13 protein-coding genes are annotated in these 16432 nt (G+C 61.9%); 2 read left to right on the top strand and 11 right to left on the bottom strand.

Features of this window, described 5'->3' with window-relative positions:
• Window positions 1-2 precede the first annotated feature (2 nt).
• The 5 genes from HYG81_RS20205 to HYG81_RS20185 all read right to left on the bottom strand — a co-directional run bounded on the left by HYG81_RS20205 (window position 3) and on the right by HYG81_RS20185 (window position 5916).
• A complete protein-coding gene (locus tag HYG81_RS20205) occupies window positions 3-935 on the bottom strand; it encodes a carbohydrate ABC transporter permease (RefSeq protein ID WP_180841504.1) in 933 nt (310 codons plus the stop codon).
• A 2-nt stretch (window positions 936-937) separates the two neighbouring features.
• Window positions 938-1891, bottom strand: a complete 954-nt coding sequence (locus HYG81_RS20200; protein ID WP_180841503.1) for a carbohydrate ABC transporter permease — start codon at window positions 1889-1891, stop codon at window positions 938-940.
• Between the two features lie 49 nt (window positions 1892-1940).
• Window positions 1941-3242 carry an ABC transporter substrate-binding protein gene (locus tag HYG81_RS20195; RefSeq protein WP_180841502.1) on the bottom strand — a complete coding sequence of 434 codons (1302 nt, stop codon included), beginning with the start codon at window positions 3240-3242 and terminating at the stop codon, window positions 1941-1943.
• A gap of 318 nt (window positions 3243-3560) precedes the next feature.
• Window positions 3561-4796, bottom strand: coding sequence for a mandelate racemase/muconate lactonizing enzyme family protein (locus HYG81_RS20190; RefSeq protein ID WP_278002169.1), 1236 nt, complete (start codon window positions 4794-4796; stop codon window positions 3561-3563).
• 76 nt (window positions 4797-4872) lie between these two features.
• Window positions 4873-5916 (bottom strand): zinc-dependent alcohol dehydrogenase, encoded by a 1044-nt coding sequence (locus HYG81_RS20185; RefSeq protein ID WP_180841500.1) that lies wholly within the window; start codon window positions 5914-5916, stop codon window positions 4873-4875.
• 102 nt (window positions 5917-6018) lie between these two features.
• Here HYG81_RS20185 and HYG81_RS20180 point away from each other — a divergent pair, with 102 nt between their 5' ends.
• Complete coding sequence (locus HYG81_RS20180) at window positions 6019-6792, top strand: SDR family NAD(P)-dependent oxidoreductase (RefSeq protein WP_180841499.1); 774 nt, start codon at window positions 6019-6021, stop codon at window positions 6790-6792.
• A 54-nt stretch (window positions 6793-6846) separates the two neighbouring features.
• Entirely contained in the window at window positions 6847-7806 is a 960-nt protein-coding gene (locus HYG81_RS20175) for an MBL fold metallo-hydrolase (RefSeq protein WP_180841498.1), read from the top strand.
• Window positions 7807-7875: 69 nt separating this feature from the next.
• Here HYG81_RS20175 and HYG81_RS20170 read toward each other — a convergent pair whose 3' ends face one another.
• The 6 genes from HYG81_RS20170 to HYG81_RS20145 all read right to left on the bottom strand — a co-directional run bounded on the left by HYG81_RS20170 (window position 7876) and on the right by HYG81_RS20145 (window position 16258).
• Window positions 7876-8640, bottom strand: a complete 765-nt coding sequence (locus HYG81_RS20170) for an IclR family transcriptional regulator (protein ID WP_180841497.1) — start codon at window positions 8638-8640, stop codon at window positions 7876-7878.
• A gap of 1440 nt (window positions 8641-10080) precedes the next feature.
• Window positions 10081-10260: a hypothetical protein gene (locus tag HYG81_RS20165; RefSeq protein WP_180841496.1), complete on the bottom strand. Its 180-nt coding sequence runs from the start codon at window positions 10258-10260 to the stop codon at window positions 10081-10083.
• Window positions 10261-10432: 172 nt separating this feature from the next.
• Entirely contained in the window at window positions 10433-11545 is a 1113-nt protein-coding gene (locus tag HYG81_RS20160; protein ID WP_180841495.1) for a cytochrome b/b6 domain-containing protein, read from the bottom strand.
• Window positions 11542-12222 (bottom strand): hypothetical protein, encoded by a 681-nt coding sequence (locus tag HYG81_RS20155; RefSeq protein WP_180841494.1) that lies wholly within the window; start codon window positions 12220-12222, stop codon window positions 11542-11544. The genes HYG81_RS20160 and HYG81_RS20155 overlap by 4 nt, the downstream gene beginning before the upstream one ends.
• Complete coding sequence (locus HYG81_RS20150) at window positions 12219-12869, bottom strand: 4Fe-4S dicluster domain-containing protein (RefSeq protein WP_180842938.1); 651 nt, start codon at window positions 12867-12869, stop codon at window positions 12219-12221. Before HYG81_RS20150 ends, HYG81_RS20155 begins: the two co-directional genes overlap by 4 nt.
• 26 nt (window positions 12870-12895) lie before the next feature.
• The gene (locus HYG81_RS20145) at window positions 12896-16258 is read right to left on the bottom strand and encodes a molybdopterin-dependent oxidoreductase (protein ID WP_180841493.1); all 3363 of its coding nucleotides are present in this window, start codon (window positions 16256-16258) and stop codon (window positions 12896-12898) included.
• Between the last annotated feature and the right edge of the window lie 174 nt (window positions 16259-16432).

The raw sequence follows: 16432 nt of genomic DNA, 5'->3' as shown, positions 1-16432 counted from the left end.
GGTCATCCACTCTCCGTGCGTAGTCCTTTGGCGAACTGTTCGGCGAACGCGACGTAGAGGATGATCGTCGGCAACGCCGCGAGGAACGCCGCCGACATCCGAATCCCGTAGTCGATCCCGGACGTCGACGCGCCGACTGCCGGCAACAACAACGTGACCGGTGCTGCAGCCGCGTTCGACCCCGTAATGAGCGTAAACGAGAACAGGAACTCGTTGTAAATCTGGGTGAACTGATAGATGAACACCACGCCGAACATCGGCTTTGATATCGGCAGCACGATTCGTCGGTAGATCTTCGTGATGCTCGCTCCGTCGATCTTGGCCGCTTCGACGTACGAGTTTGGCATTCCCTTGTAGTACGACCGGAAGAGGATCGTACAGATCGGGATCCCGTACGCGACGTGAGTGATTATCAGCGGCACGAGTTGCGAGTGATACCCCTGTAGCAGCGGTATCAGTGCGAACGTCGGCTCCAGCATGTCCGCGAGCGGAAAGATATTGTTCCAGAACCGGGACAGCGGCACCAGAACGGCCTGATACGGCACGAAGACGCCGACCAGAAACAGCGACAGCATCCCGATTTGGCCCCGCCAGCTCACCATCGTCAGGCCGTACGCGGCCATGCTCGCCAGCAACACGTTGAGTATCGTCGCAGGAATCGCCATCAGCAGCGAGTTTACGAACGAACTCGAGAGCCGTTCGAGCGCGAACTGGAGGTTCGATAGTGTGACCGACTCACCGACCGGCGGTGCGAACGGGAGCGAACGCGCGACACCTTCGTTGGTCTTCAGTGCCGTCATGATTCCCGTCTCGAGGGGGACGAAGAAGAATCCCAGGAAGAAGACGACCAGCGTGTACTGGCCGACTCGCCTGAGATTCACGTTCTCCACGAGCGATGCGACGTCGAGGTTCGAATCGGAGCTTGCTTGTGACATCGTTAGAGGCTCCCCTGTCGGTGCTGGTACGCCAGATACGGTGCGATGACGCTCAATGCTAACAGGAGCAACATCGTCGCAATCGCGGCTGCGTACGCCCATTTACCGAACTTGAACGCCTGGCGGACCATCAGCGTGGCCATGATGTCGGTCCCGTTCGGCGGTCGGTACTGTCCCACGAGCGCGTAGAGGAAGGTAAATGCCTTGAGCGCGAACACCATCAGAACGACGGCGGCGCTGACCGACGACTCCTTCAGCTGCGGGACGATGATCCGCAGGTAGGTTCGGGTCGTACTCGCACCGTCGACCTTCGCCGCTTCGAACTGGTCCGACGGGATCGACTGGAGGCCCGCCAGATAGACGACCATCGCGTAGCCGCTGAACTGCCACACCAGCGCGAAGATGACCGACGCGAGCGCGATTTTCGGATTTCCCAGCCAGTCGACCGGCTCGAACCCCAGTCCCGTCACGATGACGTTGAGGAACCCGCTCTCCTGGTTGTACATCCAGCGCCAGAGCTGTGCCGTGACGACGAATGACAGTGCCATCGGCAGCAAGTAAACGGTCTGAATCTTATCCTTGTACCTGATCCCGTGATCGAGGAGGATCGCCAGGAACAGCCCCAGCACCAGGGACACCGTCGTAAAGGCCACGAGCAGTATGAGGTTGTTTATCGCGGCCTCGCGGAACGCCTCGTTCGCCAGCGCGGTCCTGTACATCTCGAGGTCGAAACTGTCGTACGACGGTTGGCTGATCCCCGCGTAGTCGGTGAGAGAGATGAGGACGTTGTACCCGATACCGCCGTAAACGGCGATCCCCATGAGGATGAAGGGGATTCCCCAGTACGGCGACGATCGGACGAAGTCGCTGTTCAGGAAGTACCTGAGCTTCGTTTGCCAGTCTACCACCTCCTCGGTCGGTGCTGCTGTCGGTTCCGACGTGTCCTGTGTTGCCATTGGATTGACTATTATTTACTCTGTTAGTGAAATTCTCCGTTTCGGTGTGTTACTGAGAGACTGCCTCGAGCAGCCCGTCGGCCGCATCTTCGGCGTTGTACGGGTTCTGGAAGTTGTTCCCGATCACGCTCTTGCACCGGTCGAGGACCTCGGGCTCGACGGCGAGACCGTGGGCGATCGTCGGCGGGTACTCCTCCGAGTCGGTGAGGTGATCGTAAGTCATCGATAAGAAGTCCGTCAGCTCGTCCGGTTCGATGTCGGTCCGGAGCGGCACTGACCCCTTCGGATTGTTGAACTCGATCTGGGCCTCCTTGGTCCCGACGTATTTCTGCCACTCGATCGTTTCCTCCTCGGTGGGATTGTCTGTCGGCGTGACGAACGAGTCAACGTGATAGAAGTAGACGCCCTCGGTCCCGGGGAAGGGGATCCAGTCCCACTCCTCGCCGTAGTTGAAGCTGTCGTCGTCGCGGAACATTCCGTACAGCCAGTTACCGCCGTGAATACACGCGGCTTCCGGCGGTTGGTCGGTCCCGAGATCGCCGATGATCTTCTGTCCGGCATCCGTGTAACCGATCGAGGACGCGTCCCCCGGAATGTAGTTCTCCCGGATCTCCTGCAGGACATCGAACGCATCGATCATTGCGTCCCGGTCGCCGTTGCCCTCGATGAAGTTCATGTACGCGTCGACGCCGCTCTGACTCGTGAGTATCTGCGCCCACGTCTGGAGCCCGGTAAACGGAGCCACCATCGCGTGCGAGAACGGCGTGACGTCCGTTCGCTGGTCGATCCGCTCGAGTGCGTCCATGAGATCAGAGACGCTACTGAGGCTCTCGGCGTCGACGCCCACCTCCTCGAAGACGGACGTGTTGTAGAACAGGTTGTTCATCCGATGGGAGCCGATCGGCACCACCGGCATCTTATCGTTGAACGTACAGTAATCGATGACGCGATCCTGCATGACCTCCTTGTAGCCCTCAGCCTCCCAGACGTCCTCCTCGAGGTCCATCAGGCTGTCACGATACCGCTCCAAGTTCTTTCCCGGCCAGTTTGCGAACGAACTCATCACGTTCTGGTTCGTCAACTGGCGCATGATGGTCGCGTTCAGGTCGACGTTTCCGTCCCCGCCGACGGCCTGAAAGTTCGCGTCGATGTCCGAATGTTCATCCTCGAATCCGCTGGTGAGTGCATTGATCGCCGCTCTCCCATCGCCGCCCGTCCAACCGTGTAGTACTTCGAACTCATCGGAACTTTCGCCCAGACAACCCGCGAGGCCGAGTGCGCCGCCCGCTGCGATACCCGTGAGATACGTTCGTCTATCGATACCGGTGACTCCTGTGTTATCATCAACCATGTCTATTGGTGAATACCTGCACAAATATATAAAACTACCGTCACAGGCGTACTAAAACGCATCTCGATCATAGCAGTAGTTAGGTCGGACGCCGAATCGGAAACCGGCGTCGAGCGAATAGCAGACGACGGCGGGTCCGGGAAAAGCGATTGTTGCGAAGGCGACAGCGCGGGACAGGCCCTCGCGAGCGCGTTCAGTAGTCGAGTCGGGCTGAGTGTTCAGCGACGAGGATCGTCGGACACGAGGGAGACCGGCTCGAGGCGATCTTCACGCTTCGTCAAACGACACGAAGCTTTGCTTCGTGAACTCGATTTCGGCTTACGCCGCATCGAACATCTCAACACCGTCGGCCAGATGCTCCTCGACGGCGTCGTCGTCGAGCGTGATACCGAGGCCCGGCTTTTCCGGCACTTCGGCGTACCCGTCCTCGATGATGTCCTCCTCGACGAGGTCCGACCACCAGCCGAGTTCGTAGGAGTGGTACTCCACTGCCAGCGAGTTCGGGATCGCCGCGCCGACGTGGATGCTAGCCATCGTCCCGATCGGCGAGGAGACGTTGTGCATCGCAACCGGCACGTAGTACATGTCCGCGAGGTCGGCGATCTTGCGCGTCTGGCGCATCCCGCCGACGCGGGGCACGTCCGGCGCGACGATATCGACTGCCTGGTTCTCGAGCAGTCGACGGTTGCCGTGATTCCGGTAGACGTTCTCGCCGACGGTGATCGGCGTCGAGGTCCGCTTGGTGACCTCCTCCTGCACGTCGTGGTTCTCCGGCGGGATCGGGTCCTCGAGCCACCAGACGTCGTAGTCCTCGAGGCGCTCGGCGAGGCGGTGTGCGCTCCCGGAACTGAACGACCAGTGGCAGTCGAAGGCGACGTCGGCGCGGTCGCCGATGCGTTCGGTGACCTTCTCGACGATTTCGGCCTTGTGTTCGATCTCGGGGCCGCGAAGGTGGCGGTTCGCGCGGTCCTTCTCGTGGCCGCTGGGGACGTCGAGGTCGAACTTCAGGGCATCGTAGCCGAGGTCCTCGACGACGCGCTCGGCCTCGTCGGCGCAGGCGTCGGGATCGGCCTCCTCCTCGGTGTGGCAGTCGCAGTACATCCGCATCTCGTCGCGGTACTTGCCGCCGATCAGCTGGTAGGCAGGCACGTCGAGAATCTTCCCCGCCACGTCGTGCAGTGCGAGTTCGATGCCGGAGATCGCGGAGATCGCTTTCCCGGAGATCGAGCCCTCGCCGGAGAGCTTCTGGACGAGGTGTTCGTAGAGTCGATCGATGTCGAGCGGGTTCTCGCCCTCGATGAACGGAGCCATCCGTTCGATGATCTCCCGTTCGCCGACACCCCAATAAGATTCGCCGTTGCCGACGAGCCCGGCGTCGGTGTAAACGCGTACCAGCGTCCACGGGTAGTTTCCGTCGACGATAGTCGTCTGGACGTCAGTGATCTCGACGTCGCGCGGTCCGCGGGCGTTGGTAACGCCCATCGTCTCCGCGGAGAGGTCGCGCATCGTATACTCTGCGTTCGGGTCGGACAGCTGTCTGTAATCCATCGACAGTCGTGAATCACGGCAGGTGCTACTAAAACTTCCGTCTGAAACGATATCGCTTGCCGAGAAAATTTCCCGCGGCCCCTCAGTCGCGGAGAACCGACACGTCGAAGACGGGCTTGCAGGTCCCGCCCGCGATGAAGGTTTCGAACGCCTCGTCGGCCTCGAGTAGACTGAACCGGTCGTCGAGGAAGGTCGCGTGATCGACATCGCCCGACGCGATCAGCCGGAGCGAGCGTTCGAAGTCCTCGTACATCGAGGCGTACGAACACTGGAGGTCGATCTCCGCGCGCACGAGCGGAGAGTAAGGCATCGTCGTCTCGCCGGTCTGACCGACGAGGACGATCTGGCCGCCCTTCCGGACTTCGTCGACCGCCATCGTCAGCCCGGAGGGATGGCCGGTCGTGTCGAAGACCACGTCGTAGCCGACGCCGTCGGTCAGTTCGTTGCGACGCGCCTCGAGGTCGTCGGCCTCGACGTTGATCGTGGGGAATCCGAGCTCTTCCGCAAGCGGGAGTCGGTACTCGGTGTCCGACCCGACGCCGGCGACGACGACGTCGCCGCCCTGCGCCCGTGCGATCTGTGCCGTCAACTGGCCGATCGGACCGGGGCCGGCGACCATAACGCGGTCGCCGGGATGTACCCGCGAGTTCTGGATGACCGCTCGAGCCCCGATACTCGTCGGTTCGACGAGCGCTGCGTGTTTGGGATTCATCTCGTCGGGGACAGGATGGAGAGCCGTCTCGGGAACGGCGATGTATCCCTCGTACGCGCCGTCGTGGTCGACGCCGGTGATCACGGCGTTCTGGCAGACGTTCTCCTGACCCATCTCGCACTGGTAACAGTCGCCGCAGCCGCGAATCGGACGTTCGACGACGCGGTCGCCGACCGAGAACTTCGTGACGTCCTCGCCGATTTCGAGTATCCGCCCGGTGTACTCGTGGCCGATGACAGTCGGCAGTTCCATCCGTTCGAACGCCGACTCGAACTCGTAGATCCCCGCGTCGCTCCCACAGAGACCCGCGTAGTCGACTTCGATCAGCGCCTCACCCGGACCGGGTTCGGGCCGCTCGCGGTCGACGAGTTCCATGGCTCCCTGACTCCGACTGGTCTTTGCTAATCCGCGCATGTCTTCGGGTCGTTCGCGGGCAGTTATAATTCTGTGGGATTTCCCGATTCGGTGTGCCCTAGGACGGTAAACGTAATAGGGACGGACAGTTACGGTAGCCGTATGGTCAACTACGAACACAGTCCAGTGACCGTCGACGGCAAACGTGCGGTCGTCGTCGGCGGGACCAGTGGTATCGGACAGGCGATCGCCCTCGGCTTCGCGGCGGAAGGTGCCGACGTCATCGCGACGAGTCGCGACGAGTCGAAGGTCGCGGAAACCGCGACGGCGATCGAGGATCGTGGCGTCGAGACGGAGAGGGTTACGTGCGACGTGACCGACCCCGAGTCGCTCGAGCGCGTCCGTGAGACGGCCGTCGAGGAGTTCGGCGGCGTCGATATCGTCGTCGCGTCGCAGGGCGCGATCTCGCGCGCGACCGTTCGGGGGATCTCCGACGAGGAGTGGGATTTCGTCACCGACGTCGCGCTCGACGGGGTCCGTCGCGTCACCCAAGCGTTCGCACCGTCGATGGACGAGGGTGGCTCGATCGTCAACATCTCCTCGCTGTCGGCCCGGCTCTCGATGGCGAACCTGCCGGCGTACACCGCGGCCAAGGGCGGCGTCGAAGCGTTCACGCGGGCGTCCGCGAAGGAACTCTCTCCTGAGATCAGAGCCAACGCGATCGCACCGGGCTTCGTCATCACGCCCCAGAACGCGGACACGTACGCCGACGGGACGGAGAAGCGGGAACGAATCGACGATCGAACCCCGCTCGGCCGGGTCGCCGACCGCGAGGAGATCGTGGGCGCGGCGATTTACCTCGCCAGCGATGCTGCATCGTTCGTAACCGGGGAGGTTGTCACAGTCGACGGCGGATTCGCCGACAGCGCGTTCTGACCTGACCAACATTTTTGTAGCCACTCGATAAATATCAGTCGACGAATGCGAGAGATGGCGACACGGACGTTAGCGCCCGGAATCTATCGGATCGAGACCGTCATCGACGACAAACTGCACGGCTATCACGTCCTCGAGGGGGCCGACGGCCCGATCATCGTCGATCCCGGCGTCATTGACGCGCCGACGACGGTGTATCGGCCGTTCCTCGAGGACCGGGGCTGGTCGCTCGCGGACGTTTCGCTCGCCGTCATCACCCACGCCGACGCCGACCACCACGGCGGCAATCACGAACTCCGCGAGCACGCGCCGTCGGTCACGTTCGCGGCCCACGACGCCGACGCGGACCTGATGGAGCGCACCGACCGGATCATGCGCGAGCGGTATGGGATGTTCGCCGGCGAGCACGGAATCACGTACGACGACGACACCAGCGAATGGCTCGAGGGGATGATGGGGCCCGGCGAGCGGATCGATCTGCGACTTCGAGGCGGGGAGCGGTTGTCGCTCGCGGATCGGGAACTCCAGGTCCTGCACACGCCCGGGCACACGCGCGGCCACCTCGCGCTCTACGATCCCGGCCACGACATCGTGATCGGCGGCGACGCGGTCTTCGGCCGGGGCGTGTGTACTGTCGACGGCGACTACATTCAGCCGCCGCCATACTACCGTGCTCCTGCGTACGAGAACACGATCGACCTGCTCCTGACCCTCGACCCGGACGCGCTGTCGCTGACCCACTACGAGGTCTTCGAAGGAACCGGAGTCGAGGACTTCCTCGACGAATCGCTGGCCTTTGCGTCGGAACTGGACGCGCTGATACCGATGCTCGTCGACGAGTGCGGAACGATCACCCTGCGCGAGGCGGTCGACGCCGTCGTCGACCGTCGCGGTAGCTACGGACTCGACGTCGACCTCGCATATCCCTTGTCCGGTCACTTCGCCGTCCACGTCGACCGCGGGATTCTCGAGCGAACGACGGCTGACGGCGTCGTTGCGTGGCGTCGAACGTGAATTGAACGTTCGTCATTGCTGAACGGGATTTCGCGCAGTCGACTAGCGAGGGCTCCGCTCCCAGAGAAGTCAGGAGTACGTCATGTTCAGTTCGATCACGTTCGCCGCGCTCTCCAGGAGTTCGGGGAGTTCGGTTTCGAAGCGCTCTCCTTTCATTCGACTCGTCGGTCCGGCGATGCTGAGCGCCCCGATCGGCCTGCGATCGCGATCCAGAATCGGGACCGCGACACAACAGAGGCCGCCGATCCGCTCCTCGCGGTCGAACGCGACGCCGCGATCCCGTATCACGTCGAGTTCGGACTTGAGCTCGTCCCGATCGGTGATGGAGTGCTCGGTATCGGCCGACATCCCGTGACCGTCGAGGATCGCGTCGACCCGTTCTTCGGGGAGATGTGCAAGAATCGCCTTTCCGAGCCCCGTGTTGTGCAGCGAAACCCGATGGCCGGTGCTCGCCGCGACGTTGACGGCCTGATCGCCTCGAGTCCGACAGACGTAGACGCCCTGTCCGTGTTCCTCGACCAGTAAGTTGACGAGTTCCCCGGTTTCGTCGGCGATCGATTCCATTTCCGGGCGAGCGGTTTCGTAGAGGTCGTCGCGCTGCCGGACGTATCGACCGAAGTCGAGAAACCGCAAGCCAAGGTAGTACTTCCCGTCGTCCTTGACGACGTACTCCTCCTGCTCGAGCGTACTGAGATAGTTGTAGACGCTACTCTTCGGCAGGGAGAGTTCGTTCGCGAGTTCGGTCACACCGGCTCCGTCGAGCCGACGCAACGTCTGGAGAATATCGAACGTCGTGACGACCGATTTGACTGGATTGTTGGCTCGTTTGCCCATATGCTAGCTATCCTGCGTTTCCTATAAATATCTGTGTGTTCATCATTCACGAACAGACAGATCCGATTGCTAACTGAACGTTCGGAATTAGCGGCGACAAAACGAAGCCGAGGCGCCGCAGCTCTGTGCGGTGTCTTCTCACAACGTTCATCAGGGGAAAACAGATATGTTCATTAAAGACGAACGGCTGTTTCGGTATAGAAATCTCAGATAGCGAGCGAACGTCCTCGAGACCAGACGAGAATCGGTAGTTCGACTCGAGTCGGTTTGAGAGGGGCGGCTGAAGGGCGTGTTCAGCGTGGAAGGGTCGAAAGTTCGGGTGCTCGACCGAGAGAGCACGACGAACGCTCGCCCTGTGTTCGGTATTACATAACCTCCGTTGAGTCCTGCGAAAACGGTTGTCTCGGCTCGAGCGCGGCGATCGCGTGGTTCAGTCGGTGAGGCGTAGACAAGAAATCAGTGATGGCTTCGGTGCGAAAGGACATGAACGACACCGCTCCATGAGAATTACGGACCTATGATTGTAATTCCATGGTTGGCGCTTTACTGGAAGTGTTGTCTAAAATTCAAATAGTATTGAAAAATGGTAGCTGTCGCAGTCTGATTCAGTAATTGAAATGGTGAGTGATAGACCATCACAAATATACCATTATATTAGACTTTGGTAATAAATAGGGGAATAAATAGATTGCTTTCAAAATCGTTTGTATCTAATATACAACTTTAGATCATCAGCTATTCGGCTGCTAAATATACAAATACTGTCCATTCGAGAGTAGCATAAGAAGTATGTTACTAATCCAATCCTGTTATTCGTGATTATTTACGTCAGAAATCAAAGAGTTTCGGTCATGGAAGACGAGACCCAATCGGGGCGCTCAGCCAGCGTGAGGATGGGGAGAGGTGTTCGGTCGTACTTCGAGGATGAAGTGCGGTTCTACGGACCCACGACTCGTGATTCCGCTGTCGAAATACACCCGCTCAGATTGCTAATATCGTTGGTGTCTGACGGAACCACTCTGAATACCGACACTGAGCAGACGCGAATCGAGCGGCGTTATCTCGAACGGATCACCGACGAGAGCCGGATTCGTTCGATTGGTGTTTCACCTCAGTCACCGGTTTACAACGATTTGAGTTGCTGTTGATCCGGAGTAGTACTCGCGTCATCCGCCATCGAACGGCGTTTCCGCCACTACTGCCGTTTCAGCCGGTATCAGTGTCCGGTTTCGATCGGACTTGATTGCGTAACAGACGCCGGATCTGAACGGCGAGGAAACGCCCCGATGTGATCGAATTGTCCCTTCTGGGATAATTTAATTGTTCTGGGATATCATATAAATACACGCTCAAAGAAATGCGCGTGTCACTACTTCGGTCAGCGGGACGACCTATCGATTGCGATGGTCGACGGGTTCGTCAGGTTCGGTTCGACTCGCGTTACAGGACGAACCCGCCGACCATCGCGAGGACGAAGAGGGCTGCGACGACTGCGAGTGCCTCGAACCGGTACTCCGAGCGACCCTCGAGATCCGGCGTCGCGAAGACGACCCCGAGGAGACCGCCGACGGCCACAATCACGATCGCGACGGCGTAGATCGAGTACAGTGTCTCCGCCATGTGGTCACGTACGCTTCGAAATTACCTAAATCCCCGCTGGATCGGTCGAAAATCCGACTGGAACGCGATGAAAGCGACTCGAGTCGCGAGAAACGGAGCAGGAGGCTGCTATCGACCGTCGTCTCGAGTCCGAACCGGCTGTGACTGGAAATCGGACGAATCGGGGATGGAGTTACTCGTCGGAACTGTGGTCCGTTTCCCCGTCGCCCAGTGCTCGAACGTCGGTCGCTCCCGTTCCACCGTCAGTTTCGGTTCGGGTTCCGTCCTCGAGGCCACCGTCTCGTCCGGCGTCGGATTCCCCGCCGTCGGCCGCGGTCGCACGCTCGGCCGTCTCCCTGCGCGTGCGCATGTATCGCGCTCGGAGGACGTTGCCGTACATCGAGAGCACGAGTCCGATGAGTAACACGAGCATGCCGATGTTGACGCCGATGGTTCGCAGGACGCTCCCTTCGTTGAACTGCAATCGGTCCGGAACCGGATAGCCGCCGTACGAGAGGCTGGCCATCATCACGCTGACGATACCGACGACGACGAACACGGCCATCACGTTGGTCGCCCACCGCCACGAGGGGCGAAGCCGGAGCCGCTCGATCCCGGTGGTCTCGTACTCGTCGGGGTCGTCGTGGAAGTTCGGCGTCCGGTCCTTCGGCAGGAAGGCCTTCATCTCCACCGGATAGAAGGCGGGATGGAAACCGTGCTCGAAGGTGTGGAACATCACGCCCATCAGCATGATAACCCCGAGGAGGCCGTGGAAGGCAACGAAGGCCATGACGACCGACTGGGAGTTATAGAAGTCGATCAGCCAGGTCTTCCGCCAGATCAGGAGCCCGGAAATCATCAGCAGGAGGAGTTCGACGGTGAAGATCCAGATGACGCCCTTGCCGACGTAGGACAGCAGCGGCACCTCGTCGGCCTTGTAGCCCGCGAACTGGCGGGCGGCCGGGTGGCGTTCGTCGGCTCGCCCCAGCGCGAACTTGACGTCCTGAATGAACGCTGCCAGATCCGTCCGGAGATTCGGCAGCACCTTGCGGAAGTTAGACCGGCTCGTCGACCGCAGGAGCATGTAAGATACCCAGAACCCCGTCAGAAGGATCAGCGAGAAGCCCGCGAGCCGATGGATCAGGAGCACGCCCCGGTTGCCCCCCATCAGTTCGACCATCCACCACAGCTCCGTGTTGAACGCGATGGCGTATCCCGTAAAGAACAGGAAGAACACCGTCAGCGCCAGCAACGAGTGGAACGTGGTGGTCACGCGCGAGAACTTTCCGTGGTCGAGGTTCGTCATCGGGGCCCACCCCCGTCGGACCGAGTCGGATCGTCGTTCGGTGTCGAGTCCGACCAGGATTCCGCGGTGGCCCTCGAGTCCGCCGACGACCGTCCCGTTCCGCTCGGCTCACCGCCGTCGGTCGCCGCGGCCGATTCCCGCTCGCTGGCCGTCGCCGTCGGCGGCCGCATCCGCGCGGCCAGCCGCCGGAACGCCGCCCAGTGAACGAACACCATCAGGAGGATGAAGATCCCCACGACGACGTCCGCGAAGTGGACGATCGCGATCGCGATCTCGAGGACCGACTCCGTGTTGCCGAAGACCCAGTCCGCGCCGACGCCGCCGCCCTGAACAGTCGGCCGGACGCGAAGCAGGTCTTCGAAGAACGGTGCGCGGCCGGAGACCAGTGCGACGGCACCGCCCGCCAGCGCGAGTCCGATGACGGCGCTGAGTACGAAGGCGATCCGATCCCATCGGCCACCCCTATCGCCTCCGGTTCCCGTTCCGGATCCCGGATCGCGGTCGGGATCCGGTCGTGTTTCGTCGGTCGATTCCCCGACGTGATCGTCGTCTCCCGGACCGTTCTCCGCTGTGTTGCGATCGGCTCGATCGACCGCGTCCGTCGTCTTTTCCCGGTCCCTCGCGGCCTTGACGTCGTCGCCCTCGTGGGATCCATCGGGTGGTCGTTCGTCGCTCATTGGTCACTAAACAGTTGGGCGTCGTTCGCCCCGAAGATGATCTCCATGGCCTCCTCGTTGAAGAAGGGGCCGCTGTCGCGGGCCTCGAGTTCGTCGGCGATTTCGCCCGCGCTGCCGACGAGAATCGCGTCGGTCGCACACTCCTCGGCGCAGGCCGGTCCCTTCTGGACCTCCTGGCGCTCGCGACAGCCGGTACACTTGTCCATAATGCCGCCGGTGCCGAAGAGCTGGGCCGTACCCTCGTTGCTGTCCGGGAACTGCGGCGCGCCGAACGGACAGCCCGACAGGCAGTACTGACAGCCCACGCAGAGGTCTTCGGTCACCGTCACGAATCCGTCGTCTTCCTTCTGGAGCGCGTTGGTCGGACAGACGGAGACGCAGGGCGCGTTCTCGCAGTGATAACACTGCATCGGGAGGCTCGTCTCGCCGGGCCGTTCACCGGCAGCGAGTCGATCCGTCTTGTTCGCGTTCTCACCCTGTGGCCCGGCCTGCCCTTCGGCCATCGTCGTGATGTCGATTCGCTGGTTGTGTATCTCGCGGTCCCAGGTACGCTTGCAGGCGACGACGCAGCCGCCGCAGTCGATGCAGGCCTCGACGTCGGGGAAGATCCGCATCCCCTCGCCGGTGCTCATCACGCCCTGACTCATCACCTGTCCGGATCGGTCGTCCTGTGTCACGGTGTGTCACCTCCGTCGATCATGTCCCATTCGCGGACGTCGTATCGTTTCTGTGCGCCGAGCCCGTGCTCGTCCTGCGGGTAGTCGATGAACTCCATTTCGAGGTCGTCGACAACGTTCTGCGTAGCCTTCTGAACGTGAACGACGCCCGATTTGGTCTCCTGCATCTGGGTCTCGGCGTCGAACCCGCTGGGGGTGATGATGTTCGCGCTCTCGCCGATGGCCAGCGGCGTAGTTCCCTCGGGCCAGTTACCAGACCTGTCTTCGCCGTGGAAAACGCCGCCCCAGTGGTAGGGGAGGAAGACCTCCTCCTGGTTGACCCGGTTCGTCACGTACGCTTTCACCAGGATCGACCCCTTGTCGGCGGAGGTGACGACGACGTGATCGTCGCCGCCGACGACGTCGAGTTCCTCGGCCAGCGAAGGGCTGATCTCGGCGTACATGTGTGGCTGGCGGTCGGCGGTGTACTCGTTGTTCCGCGTCTCGGCACCGCCGCCCTGGTGTTCGACCTGTCGGCCGGAGGTCAAGATCACCGTTCGGCCGCTCTCGGCGTCGCTGCCGAGTTCGGTGTGGACCCGTTCGGTCGCCGTCTCCTGGACCGACGCGTTGTTCTGGTCGAGTCGCCAGAAGTTGATCTGTTCGCCGTTGGCGGGCCACTCCTCGACGAGGTCCGGACGCGGGCTCTCGACGGGTTCCCGGTGAACGGGCACCGTATCGAGGAAGTTCCAGACGACCCCGCGCGCCTTTCCGCGACCCGTCGGCGGGTCGGGCTGAGCGTAGTCGTACTCCTCGTAGGCCGCGGGGTCGATGTCGACCTCGTCCCCGTACTGATCGGTGAGCGCCTGTGCAGCGGTGTACACCGACTCGGACTCGTCGAGCGCGTACTCGACGGGCAGCGTCTGTGTCGACGCGTTGGCCGGATCGTCCGGCAGCATCGTCGCGTAGTTCGGATACGAGGGGACGCCGTTGATCTCCTGTCCGTCCCACCACGGTGCTTCGAACGACCCGGCGATCAGATCGAGTCCATCCAGGCCATCCCGGTTGTAGGTCTGCCAGAGCGGATAGTCCTTGTCGATGCCGAGTTCGTTCCACTCGTCGGGGGTCGGCGCTCTGACGCCCCAGTTCTCGCGGAAGTCGTGGCCGCCGTCGCGGGGGTCGGCCTCCTTCGTCCAGATGATCGGCGATCCGGGGTGGTCGTCGCCCCAGTACGGCCAGGGGAGCATCCAGTAGTCCCCGTCGACAGGCAGTCCGTTGGTGTCCGCCCGCAGGTTGTCCGTGTTGAACGCCCAGTCGTACTCCTGGTGTTGCTGGAGCTTCTCGGGCGACTGCTGGTAGCCGATCGATCGAGTCCCGAGGTTGATCTCTCTGAGCGCGTCCTCGTAGGAACTCTGCCCGTTGTGGACCTCCGGACCGCTCCCCCAGTCGAAGTGCTCGCCGAAGCCCAGATGGTGTGCCAGTTCCTGCATGATTCGGAGGTCCGGCCTGGAGTTGTGCGCCGGCGGGGAGACCCGCTCGCTCCACTGGACCGAGCGGTGGGAGTTCGTCACCGTTCGGACGTGTTCGTACTGGCTCGAGGCCGGCAGCAGGATGACGTTCGCATCGTCGGGCAGCGTGCCGGCGACAGAGGGGAAGACGTCGACGACGACCATCAGATCCAGCGACTCCATCGCTCGCTTCATCTTGTCCATCTCGCTGATGGAGTTCGCCGAGTGACCCCAGAAGAACGCCATCTTCAGCGGGTCGGACTGGTAGAGGTTCGACTCGAGCAGGCGGTCCTCCTGCCCGAGCGCGGCCTCGTACCAGCGGGCGACGGTCAGCCCGATCTGGAACATCATCGACCGTTCGTCGACGTCGATCGGTGCCTCCTGGTTCAGGCCCTCTTCGTCGTCTTCGCCTTCCTGCTCTTCGCCCTCCTCTTCGTCTCCCTGACCGCCTGCGCTCTCCGCTCCCTCGCCGCCTTCGCCTTCTTCCTCCTCCTCGACGTCGACGCCCGCACCCCCCGCCTCGGCCTCGGCCGGCGTCTCCATGCCGCTCCACATGTCTTCCGGCATCATCTCGAACTTGTCGTACAGCTCCTCGAAAGAGGTGCTCCCGCTGGTCCACGGGCTCCGGTCCCAGACGTCCGCCCAGTGTTCCCACGATCCCGGCGAATCGACGCCGTAGTAGCCCGGGAGGATGCTGGCATCGACGCCGAGGTCGGTCGCCCCCTGGACGTTCGCGTGGCCGCGCATGACCTGGAGACCGCCCCCCGAACGCGCCGCGCTCCCGGTCGCGAGGCTGAAGAGGGCGTACGAGCGAATGTTCTGCGTCCCGTTGTTGTGCTGGGTGCCACCCATTGCCCACTCGACCTGTATCTGAGGCGCGTTCTCGATGATCAGGTCGCCGATCTCTTCGAGATCTCCCCGATCGATCCAGGTGATGTCCGAGACCGTCTCGAGGTCGTACTGATCGAGTTCGGGTTCGACGTCGGGCCAGCCCATCACTCGCTCATCGAGGAAGGTGTCGTTGAGTCCGTCCCGATCCCGAACGTAGTTGAGTAGGCCCATGACCAGTGCGACGTCCGTGCCGGGCCGCAGCCGGTAGAAGTAGTCGGCGTGAGCCGACGTCTTCGTGTAGCGCGGGTCGATGGAGACGATCGTTCCACCCCTGGCCTGGCCCTCGAGGATGTGCTGCATCGCGATCGGGTGGGACTCGGCGGGGTTCTGTCCGAGGATGATGAGCAGGTCGAAGTTTCGGTAGTCGTTGATCGTGTTCGTCATCGCGCCGAACCCCCAGGTGTTCGCCAGTCCCGTCACGGTCGGCGAGTGGCAGATCCGCGCCTGATGGTCGACGTTGTTCGTGCCCATAAACGCCGCGAGCTTCCGGATGGCGTAGGCCTCCTCGTTGGCGTGGTGGGCGCTGCCCAGCAGCATGACGCTCTCGCGGCTGTACTCGTCGACGGTCTCCGCCCAGGTCTCGGCGATCTCGGTGTACGCCTCGTCCCAGGTGATCTTCTGCCACTCGCCGTCGACCTTCTGCATCGGATGTTTGAGCCGCTTGACCGAGTGTTCGGTCTCGAGAATACCGGCGCCCTTCGAGCAGAGCGAGCCGTTGTTGATCGGGTTCTCGAACCACGGCTCCATCGCCGTGAAGGAATCGCCGTCCTTGACGGCCTTGAAGCCGCAGCCGACGGCACAGTAGTTGCAGATCACCTTCGACGTGTCGGCGTCGTCGACGACGCCGTCCTCGCCCTCTTCTTCCTGACTGAGGACGTGCCCGGTGACGCCGCCGCCGAGGAACAATCCGCCGGCGAGCGCGCTCGCTTTCATGAACGATCGACGGTCGAGGTCGATCGTTACCGGGTCGCCGTCCGCACTCATGGGACGCGATACCTCGCTGCTCGACGGATATCCGTTCGCAACACCTTGTTCACAGTACCCATGCCCATAGTTCGCACTTCACCGAAGGGGTCTATGAATATTTGCTAAGGACGGTTTTCGGTAATTTGTATTCGATCTAGCGTTCCGTCGGTTAAGAAACGAAATACGTGATTA

The organism is Natrinema zhouii (assembly GCF_013456555.2).
GTDB classification, from domain to species: Archaea; Halobacteriota; Halobacteria; order Halobacteriales; family Natrialbaceae; genus Natrinema; species Natrinema zhouii.
The sequence above is the reverse complement of the archived record's forward strand: the minus strand, read 5'-3'. Positions and strand labels throughout refer to the sequence as shown.

Coding starts and splice junctions, on each gene's coding strand:
- HYG81_RS20165 (WP_180841496.1), bottom strand. CDS start 10,260: ATGGCGGAGACACTGTACTCGATCTACGCCGTCGCGATCGTGATTGTG.
- HYG81_RS20155 (WP_180841494.1), bottom strand. CDS start 12,222: ATGAGCGACGAACGACCACCCGATGGATCCCACGAGGGCGACGACGTC.
- HYG81_RS20170 (WP_180841497.1), bottom strand. CDS start 8,640: ATGGGCAAACGAGCCAACAATCCAGTCAAATCGGTCGTCACGACGTTC.
- HYG81_RS20160 (WP_180841495.1), bottom strand. CDS start 11,545: ATGACGAACCTCGACCACGGAAAGTTCTCGCGCGTGACCACCACGTTC.
- HYG81_RS20150 (WP_180842938.1), bottom strand. CDS start 12,869: ATGAGTCAGGGCGTGATGAGCACCGGCGAGGGGATGCGGATCTTCCCC.
- HYG81_RS20185 (WP_180841500.1), bottom strand. CDS start 5,916: ATGCGCGGATTAGCAAAGACCAGTCGGAGTCAGGGAGCCATGGAACTC.
- HYG81_RS20175 (WP_180841498.1), top strand. CDS start 6,847: ATGGCGACACGGACGTTAGCGCCCGGAATCTATCGGATCGAGACCGTC.
- HYG81_RS20145 (WP_180841493.1), bottom strand. CDS start 16,258: ATGAGTGCGGACGGCGACCCGGTAACGATCGACCTCGACCGTCGATCG.
- HYG81_RS20180 (WP_180841499.1), top strand. CDS start 6,019: ATGGTCAACTACGAACACAGTCCAGTGACCGTCGACGGCAAACGTGCG.
- HYG81_RS20200 (WP_180841503.1), bottom strand. CDS start 1,891: ATGGCAACACAGGACACGTCGGAACCGACAGCAGCACCGACCGAGGAG.
- HYG81_RS20195 (WP_180841502.1), bottom strand. CDS start 3,242: ATGGTTGATGATAACACAGGAGTCACCGGTATCGATAGACGAACGTAT.
- HYG81_RS20205 (WP_180841504.1), bottom strand. CDS start 935: ATGTCACAAGCAAGCTCCGATTCGAACCTCGACGTCGCATCGCTCGTG.